The sequence below is a fragment of the Leifsonia sp. SIMBA_070 genome (assembly GCF_046534635.1).
In the GTDB taxonomy this organism is placed as follows: Bacteria; Actinomycetota; Actinomycetes; order Actinomycetales; family Microbacteriaceae; genus Leifsonia.
Window position 1 is genome coordinate 1 of record NZ_JAWRYK010001017.1, and the last position, 232, is coordinate 232.

1 protein-coding gene is annotated in these 232 nt (G+C 65.9%); it reads left to right on the forward strand.

Translation table 11 applies throughout. The features are described 5' to 3' along the window. Window positions 1–232 (forward strand): AMP-binding protein (locus SB754_RS23225; RefSeq protein ID WP_410784593.1); only part of this gene is annotated, 232 nt, incomplete at both ends.

Below are 232 nucleotides of genomic sequence, written 5' to 3' on the forward strand. Positions count from 1 at the left end.
GGATCGCTTTGCGCTGACGGGAGATTCACGCACCCTGCACTTCGCCTCGCCGAGCTTCGACGCATCCGTGCTGGAGTTGTTGCTGGCGCTGGCGCACGGATCCACCATGGTCATCGCCCCGACCGAGATCTACGGCGGCGAGGATCTGTACGACTTCCTGTCCGAATACGGCGTCACCCACGCCTTCATCACACCCGCCGCGCTGGCCTCGGTCGACCCGGCGGGCCTCGAT